The 7,833-nt window shown below is 32.0% G+C and carries 8 protein-coding genes and 2 rRNA genes; 5 read left to right on the forward strand and 5 right to left on the reverse strand.

The window, feature by feature from the left end; translation table 11 throughout:
• Nucleotides 1-116: 116 nt before the first annotated feature.
• Genes rlmD through ACIQ11_RS07145 form a run of 3 tightly spaced genes read left to right on the forward strand, consistent with a single transcriptional unit; the run spans nt 117 to nt 2,724 of the window.
• Nucleotides 117-1,529, forward strand: a complete 1,413-nt coding sequence (rlmD, locus tag ACIQ11_RS07135; protein ID WP_396153991.1) for a 23S rRNA (uracil(1939)-C(5))-methyltransferase RlmD — start codon at nt 117-119, stop codon at nt 1,527-1,529.
• Between the two features lie 3 nt (nt 1,530-1,532).
• Complete coding sequence (locus ACIQ11_RS07140) at nt 1,533-2,027, forward strand: DUF6452 family protein (RefSeq protein ID WP_396153992.1); 495 nt, start codon at nt 1,533-1,535, stop codon at nt 2,025-2,027.
• The gene (locus tag ACIQ11_RS07145; RefSeq protein WP_396153993.1) at nt 1,999-2,724 is read left to right on the forward strand and encodes a DUF6048 family protein; all 726 of its coding nucleotides are present in this window, start codon (nt 1,999-2,001) and stop codon (nt 2,722-2,724) included. Before ACIQ11_RS07140 ends, ACIQ11_RS07145 begins: the two co-directional genes overlap by 29 nt.
• 64 nt (nt 2,725-2,788) lie before the next feature.
• Here the strand turns inward: ACIQ11_RS07145 and ACIQ11_RS07150 are convergent, their stop codons facing one another.
• Both ACIQ11_RS07150 and ACIQ11_RS07155 read right to left on the reverse strand, forming a co-directional pair.
• Nucleotides 2,789-3,022 carry a hypothetical protein gene (locus ACIQ11_RS07150; protein ID WP_353079674.1) on the reverse strand — a complete coding sequence of 78 codons (234 nt, stop codon included), beginning with the start codon at nt 3,020-3,022 and terminating at the stop codon, nt 2,789-2,791.
• A 28-nt stretch (nt 3,023-3,050) separates the two neighbouring features.
• On the reverse strand, nt 3,051-4,211 hold the full coding sequence (locus ACIQ11_RS07155) for a class I SAM-dependent RNA methyltransferase (protein ID WP_396153994.1): 1,161 nt from the start codon (nt 4,209-4,211) through the stop codon (nt 3,051-3,053).
• 194 nt (nt 4,212-4,405) lie between these two features.
• Here ACIQ11_RS07155 and ACIQ11_RS07160 point away from each other — a divergent pair, with 194 nt between their 5' ends.
• A complete protein-coding gene (locus tag ACIQ11_RS07160; RefSeq protein WP_396153995.1) occupies nt 4,406-5,149 on the forward strand; it encodes a class I SAM-dependent methyltransferase in 744 nt (247 codons plus the stop codon).
• Entirely contained in the window at nt 5,149-5,862 is a 714-nt protein-coding gene (locus ACIQ11_RS07165; RefSeq protein WP_396153996.1) for a ZIP family metal transporter, read from the forward strand. Before ACIQ11_RS07160 ends, ACIQ11_RS07165 begins: the two co-directional genes overlap by 1 nt.
• Before the next feature lie 19 nt (nt 5,863-5,881).
• Here ACIQ11_RS07165 and ACIQ11_RS07170 read toward each other — a convergent pair whose 3' ends face one another.
• The 3 genes from ACIQ11_RS07170 to ACIQ11_RS07180 all read right to left on the reverse strand — a co-directional run.
• Nucleotides 5,882-7,099, reverse strand: coding sequence for a glycosyltransferase (locus ACIQ11_RS07170; protein ID WP_396153997.1), 1,218 nt, complete (start codon nt 7,097-7,099; stop codon nt 5,882-5,884).
• Nucleotides 7,100-7,306: 207 nt separating this feature from the next.
• Nucleotides 7,307-7,416 (reverse strand): 5S ribosomal RNA (rrf, locus tag ACIQ11_RS07175).
• 205 nt (nt 7,417-7,621) lie between these two features.
• Nucleotides 7,622-7,833, reverse strand: a 23S ribosomal RNA gene (locus ACIQ11_RS07180); the annotation flags it as partial.

Here is a 7,833-nt window from a genome sequence, read left to right on the forward strand (position 1 = left end):
TGTCCCGATACGTTTATACCTCGTAAAAGCGCTAAATATTTTGTCATTACTTTAAAATTTTGTTATAAAAGTAAAATAATTTATCTAATCCGCATAACAATTCTTATTTTTGCGTCATGGGAAAAAAGAGAACAGAAAGAATCGTATTCGAAAACGTACAAATCCTTGATGCAGGTGCAAAAGGTGTATCGGTAGCAAAAGCGCCAGATGGTAAAGTAATTTTTATTCCGAATGTGGTGCCTGGAGATGTTGCCGACATTCAAACTATGAAAAAACGAAAAGCATTTTACGAAGGAAAAGCCATAAAAATTCACGAATTTTCAGAACACCGAACAGAACCAATTTGCGAACATTTTGGGGTTTGTGGCGGTTGCAAATGGCAAAATATGAAGTATAGCCAACAACTACATTACAAACACAACGAAGTATACAATAATTTAAAACGTATTGGAAAGATTGAAATGCCCGAATTTGAACCCATTTTAGGTTCGGAAAAACAATTTTTCTACAGAAATAAAATGGAATTTGGTTTTTCATCTACGCGATGGATGACACCTGAAGAAGTGGCTTCTGGAGCCGAATTAGACAATAAAAATGCGGTAGGATTTCATATTCCGAGAATGTGGGATAAAATCTTAGACATCACGAAATGTCATTTACAGGAAGATCCGTCAAACGATATAAGAAATGAAATTCGTCGATTTGCGAATGAAAATAATTTGTCATTTTATAATCCAAGAACCAACGAAGGTTTACTGAGAACATTGATGATTCGTACCGCTTCAACAGGTGAATTGATGATTTTAATTCAGTTTTTCGAAAATAACAAATCGGAAATTGAATTAATAATGCAATTTTTAGCAACACGTTTTCCTGAAACTACTTCATTACAATATGTTGTCAATCAGAAAATGAATGACACCATTTATGATCAAGATATAATTACTTTTAAAGGTAGAAATTACATTTTAGAAGAAATGGAAGGATTACATTTTAGTATTAATGCCAAATCGTTCTACCAAACCAATTCGCAACAAGCGTATGAATTATATGCCATTACACGAGATTTTGCAGGACTTACAGGAAACGAATTAGTGTATGATTTATATACAGGAACAGGAACAATTGCGCAATTTGTATCGAAAAAAGCTAAAAAAGTAATTGGCGTTGAGGCTGTTCCAGAAGCAATTGCTGACGCAAAAGAAAATGCAAATAGAAATAACATTACAAATTGCGAATTTTTTGTAGGTGATATGAAAAATGTGTTTAATGATGATTTCATAAACACTCACGGACATCCAGATGTAGTAATTACCGATCCACCACGAGATGGAATGCATAAAGACGTTGTTGCACAATTATTGAAAATTGGAGCCGAAAAAATTGTGTATGTAAGTTGTAATTCGGCAACACAAGCACGTGATTTGGCTTTATTAGATGAAATGTATAAAGTTACACGTGTACGACCAGTAGATATGTTTCCGCAAACGCATCACGTAGAAAATGTTGTACTTTTAGAAAAAAGATAAGATATGAAACAGCTATTTCTATTACTATTGCTTAGTGTTTTCTTTTCGAGTTGCGAAAAAGATGATATCTGCGATGCTAATACGCCAACAACACCAAAAGTTGTGTTTGAATTTTACGATGTTGCCAATCCAACAACACTAAAAAACGTAACTAATTTAGGCGTAATTGCTCCAGGATTTACAAATGGTTTTGGATTTACTGCCACAAGCAAAATAAAAGTGCCATTAAAAACATTTCAAGATACTTCAATTTTATATTTCATAAAAAATGGAAGTATTGATCCAACAACAGACGATAATTTAGACGAAATCACATTTAATTACAGTCGAAAAACAGTTTTTATTTCTCGCGCTTGTGGCTATAAAACGTTATTCACACTAAATACTACTAACCCAATTACAGTAACACCTGATTCAAACAATTGGATTCAAAACGTTATTGTTTCACAACCAAATATTGAAAACGAAGATGAAACACATATTAAAATATATTTTTAGTCTAATTTTTGTGCTGCTGTTTTCAAAAAATGGATTAGCTCAAGAAAAAGATACTTTAAAAATTCCTCAACGTTATGGATTACGATTGGGAATTGATGCACATCGTTTGACAAAATCGTTATATAACGACAACTATAAAGGTATAGAATTAGTAGGAGATTATAGAATTACTAAGAAATTTTATGCCGCAGGAGAAATAGGTAACGAAGAAAAAACTACGGCTGACGACAATCTTAATTACACAACAAAAGGAACCTATTTTAAAGTAGGTTTTGATTATAATGCCTATGAAAATTGGCTAGATATGGAAAATATGATTTTTATTGGAATGCGTGCTGGTGCTGGAAGTTTTAATCACAAATTAAACAGCTTTACAATTTATCAACCCGGAAATTATTACGGTGTAAATACAAATACATCTAATCAAGAATTCAACGGCCTTTCAGCAACTTGGTTAGAAGTGGTAAGTGGATTAAAAGCAGAAGTTTTAAATAATTTATACGTTGGATTTTCCTTGCGATTAAATTATTTAATGTCTAACAATGAACCTGAAGGCTTCGCTAATTTATACATTCCTGGTTTTAATAAAACTTACGAAAACAGTAAGTTTGGAGCAGGAATTAACTATTCCATAAGTTATTTTATTCCTTTTTATAAAAGCAAAGGAAATTCAAAAACTCCAAAACCCAAAAATTAAAAAATTCCAAATCCAAAACTTGTCGTAAATTTGGAATTTGGAATTTTTATTTTTGGAAATTGAATTATTTTATCTCTTTCACCCCTTTAATAAAAAGCCATTTCATAAACAGTTTTTCACCTTCACTGGTTTTTACTACTTGAAATTTTGGGGCTAAAATAGTGGCTACTACAAACGCCGCTAACGGAATTTGCCAACTTGTAAAACCGGTATACGTAGCAACAATAAAACGGAATGCAATGAAAAGGATTAAAAATCCTAACATATTAAAAACTAAAGATTTGGTTTGTTTTGACATACTATTTTTTTTTTATACTATAAACTAATTATTCATTGACCTGAAATTTCGTTCGCTTGCTTCCTGCATACATTTCGTATTTCACGAAACGTGCTTCTAATTTTCCATTAAATAATTTTATTTTTCTACTTGGACGTAAACCTACAAATTTTAAAGCTTCCAAATTTGCTGTAATAAACCAAGCGTTTGTTCCTGGATAATTTTGCTTCATCGTGTCGCCAATTTCTCGATAAAACCGTTCCATTTCTATATTTAAACGTTCCCCATAAGGTGGATTGAAAACCATATGCAACGGCCCTTCTACTTCTTTCTCAGATTGAAAGAAATCGGCTTGTTTGATAGTTACATAATCGTCTAAATTGGCGTTTTTTATATTGTCTTTCGCTTTTTCAACAGCACTCGGTGCTTTATCGCATCCAACAATTGTATAATGAAATTCTCTTGTTTTTTTCAATAACGATTCTAAAACTTTATCAAATAATTCCGAATCCCAATCTGGCCATCTTTCAAAGGCAAATTCCTTTCTGTTGATGTTAGCAGGGATATTACACGCAATCATTGCAGCTTCTGCAACAATAGTTCCACTTCCACACATAGGATCTAAAAAATGGGCGTTTCCATCCCAACCAGATAAAATTAACATTCCAGCCGCTAAAACTTCATTTATTGGAGCAATGTTAGTAGCAGTTTTATAACCTCGTTGATGTAATGAAACACCAGAAGTATCTAACGAAAGCGTACAAAAATCTCTATCAATGTGTATGTGGATTCGTAAATCTGGGAAATCTTTATCAATACTTGGACGTTCTCCTGTATTGGTTTTAAATTGATCTACAATTGCATCCTTAACTTTTTGCGCCACAAACTGACTGTGCGTAAATTGTTCTGAATACAAAGTCGTTTCCACAACAAATGATTGTTGCACTTTTAAATAGTCTGACCAATCCACTTTTTGGATGCCATCATACAGCGTTTGTTCATTATACGCCTTAAAAGTATGAATGGGTTTTAATATTTTTAAAGCCGTACGTAAAGCCAAGTTTGCTTTATACATAAAACCTTTATCACCTTGAAAACTTACACTTCTTGTTCCTTTTATTACATTTTGTGCTCCAAGTTGGAACAATTCTTTTTCAAGAATTTCTTCAAAACCAAAAAAAGTTTTGGCAACCATTTTAAAATTTTCCATAGACCTCTTTCCCTCAGAGAGAATTTATAAATTAAATAAATAATTAATAGTCAGAAATTAAACACAGATTTCACAGATTTTCACGAATCATTTTGTGTGAATTTGTGTAATCTGTGTAATCTGTGTTTATAATATTTGCTATTTGTTTGCAAAAATACGTTAAATTTGTTGATTCATAATTTCCAATCAGATAAATGTCAAATTCTACAGCAAAAAATTCAGAAAATTGGTTTAGTACTTGGTTTGATTCACCTTATTATCACATTTTGTATAAAAACAGAAATGAAGAAGAAGCACAAGTTTTTATAGACAATGTTACACACTATCTGAATATGCCCGAAAACGGAACTATATTAGACTTAGCTTGTGGAAAAGGCAGGCATTCCATCTATTTAAACAAATTAGGCTACAACGTAACTGGTGTTGATTTATCCGAAAATAGTATTGCTATTGCTAATGAATCTTCAAATGAAACGTTACGGTTTAAAACGCACGATATGCGTGAACCAATGAACGAAACTTATGATGCTGTTTTTAATTTATTTACAAGTTTTGGGTATTTTGACACATACGAAGACAACATTAAAACCTTAAAAGCTATAAAAGATAGCATTAACGAATATGGTTTTGGTGTGATTGATTTTTTTAATTCTGATTTTATTATTGAAAATTTAGTAGCGGAAGAAACCAAAGAAATTGATGGCATTACTTTTAACATCAAACGTTTTGTTGAAAATAAGAAAATAATTAAAGAAATCAGATTTGAAGATAAAGGCGAATCTTTTTACTTTACCGAAAAAGTTTCAGCATTCACGTTATCAGATTTTGAATCTATGATGGAAGAAGCAGGTATTTTCTTATTAGAAATTTTTGGAGATTACAAATTAAGAAAGTTTTACAAAACACAATCAGAACGTTTAATTATGATTTTTAAATAATGAACTACACTATTTACCTTTTTCCTTTACTGTCTGTTGTTTTAGGATATATTTTCGCCATATTTTTCGCACCAAAAAGCAAAAATAATTTAAAATTATTATTAGCATTTAGTGGCGCATTTTTATTGTCATTGACGGTTATGCATTTACTTCCAGAAGTTTATCACAGCGAAGAAATAGTAACCGAACCAGGACACGAAGGTCATTTCCATTCAAAAATTGGAATTTATATTATGATTGGAATTGTGTTTCAAATCATTTTAGAATATTTTTCAAAAGGCGCAGAACATGGGCATGTTCACGGACATAATAAAATTTCACATATTCCTTGGTTGTTGTTTTTCAGTTTGTGTTTACACGCACTTTTAGAAGGTTTACCAATCAACAAACATCCACATTTGGCCTACGGAATTGCCATTCATCACTTTCCAATTGCAATAATATTAACCACGTTTTTCAAAAACGCACAATTGAATTCTAAAGCAATTTTATTTTTTATGATAACTTTTGCTTTTATGACACCATTAGGAACGTTCTTGGCAGATAATTTAAGTTTTATTACGAATTATTCATCGCAATTATCTGGAATTGTAATTGGGATTTTATTTCATATTTCGTCAACTATTATTTTTGAAAGTAGCGAAGGGCATAAATTTAATTTAGCCAAATTAATCGTAATTGCTTTAGGCATATTATTGGCAAGTTTTATGTAATTTGAAATGAATTAGTAATTTACTTATTCTTTTCTTCAATCCAACGACTCATAAATTCTGTACTTCTTAACGTATGAAATTTTAACATTTGTCCAATAAAATTTGCATTTCTATGGGAATCTAAATTAGATTGTAATTCATTTAAGGTATTCAGAAATTTAGACTTATAAATAGAAAACAGAAACTTCAGTTGAATAATTTCATAACCATTTTGAACAGCTTGTTCCCAAATTTCTTGATTGGAATACAATAAAACCGCTTTTGAAATAAATTCAGAATAGTCGTTCTCAACAAATCCGTTCCACGTTAGATTATCGCACATAGCTTCCGCTCCAATTGAGGTGGTTACAGATGGCGTTCCGTATTCCATACACTCCAATAATTTTCCTTTTATTCCAGCTCCAAATCGAATCGGCGCTAATAAAACTCTTGAAGAACGAATAACTTCTTTAGCGCTTTCAGCTCTACCGTGAATTAAAAATCCCTCTTTAGGATTATGTAATTGAAGAACTTTTTGAGTTGGATACGCTCCGTATATATTAAGTTTTGCATTTGGAAGTAAGTCTTTTAGCTTAGGCCAAATCTCATTTTTCAAGACTAAAACAGAATCCCAATTTGGTTCGTGATAAAAATTTCCAATAAAAACAAAATCAATTTTAGTGTGAAAATCTTGTTTTTCAAGAGCAAATTTTTCAATCCAAATAGGCAAATAAAACAAAATAGATTTTGGAACTTGAAAAACGGTTTGTAACAAATCCATTTCATAATCCGAAACCATAAGTGATAAATCACTTCTATAAATAGACGCAATTTCACGTTTAGCTATATCAGAATTGAAATCTAAAGTGTCGAACGAAGTGTTATTCTTAATAGCTTCTTGCCTTGCTTTTCGCAAACAATGTAAATCTTCTGTATCTAATATTTTAATTGCATTTGGCAATACATTTGATACGCGCCAACCAAATTGTTCTTCAACCATAAATCGATCAAATAAAACCAAATTTGGATTAATTTCCTGTAAGTAACCATCAAAAGAACTATCATTAAGCTGGATAAATTGAGTTGTAATATCTAATTCAGCTAAATCAAAACAGAATTCACTAACTGTAGCTGTAGAAGCGTACTCAATACTATAATTTTGAGATAAAAAGAATCGAATTAATTGAAGCATCCTACTTCCCGCTGCAGAAGAATTAGGTTCTACCCAAACCGAACTTATTATAAGTAATTTATTCATCCTCAAATATACAAACTTTTATTTTATGCGTTCCCTTTCAGGTCGTGTGTTCCGTTATATCTTTTTTGGTGTTATTTTTTTAAAAAAAGGATGCCACTACACCCACTAACGCTTAGGTTTTCATAAGATAAATCTTGTAAACAAGCTATAAATCACGTTTATATAACAAAAAAAAGAGGCTATCTTTTCAGATAGCCTCTTAATAAAAGAAGGCGGCGACATACTCTCCCACATAACTGCAGTACCATCTGCGCAGTTGGGCTTAACTTCTCTGTTCGGAAAGGTAAGAGGTGAGCCCCAACGCAATAACCACCTTAATTGTAAGTCTAAAGTCTAATGTCTTTCTGTCTAAAGTTTCCTTTGTGACTTTGGACTTTCGTCTTTATGACTGCAACATAGTTGCAAATATCTTAACATACTGAGATAAAAATAATAAAAGTATAAAACGCTTTCTTTCTTGTTCCCTGAGATAACTCGAAGGGGAAAGAATTTCGTTTCTCCCGATTACTCGGGAGAAACAATTACAATAAGCTTACGGGTTATTAGTACTACTCGACTATGACATTACTGCCTTTACATCTATAGCCTATCAACGTAGTCATCTCCTACGACCCTTAAAAGAAATCTCATCTTGTGGTGGGTTTCGCGCTTATATGCTTTCAGCGCTTATCCCTTCCAAACGTAGCTACTCTGCGGTGCTCCTGGCGGAACAACAGATACACCAGAGGTTTGTC

Origin of the sequence: Flavobacterium sp. (genome assembly GCF_044361065.1) — a bacterium.
In the GTDB taxonomy this organism is placed as follows: Bacteria; Bacteroidota; Bacteroidia; order Flavobacteriales; family Flavobacteriaceae; genus Flavobacterium.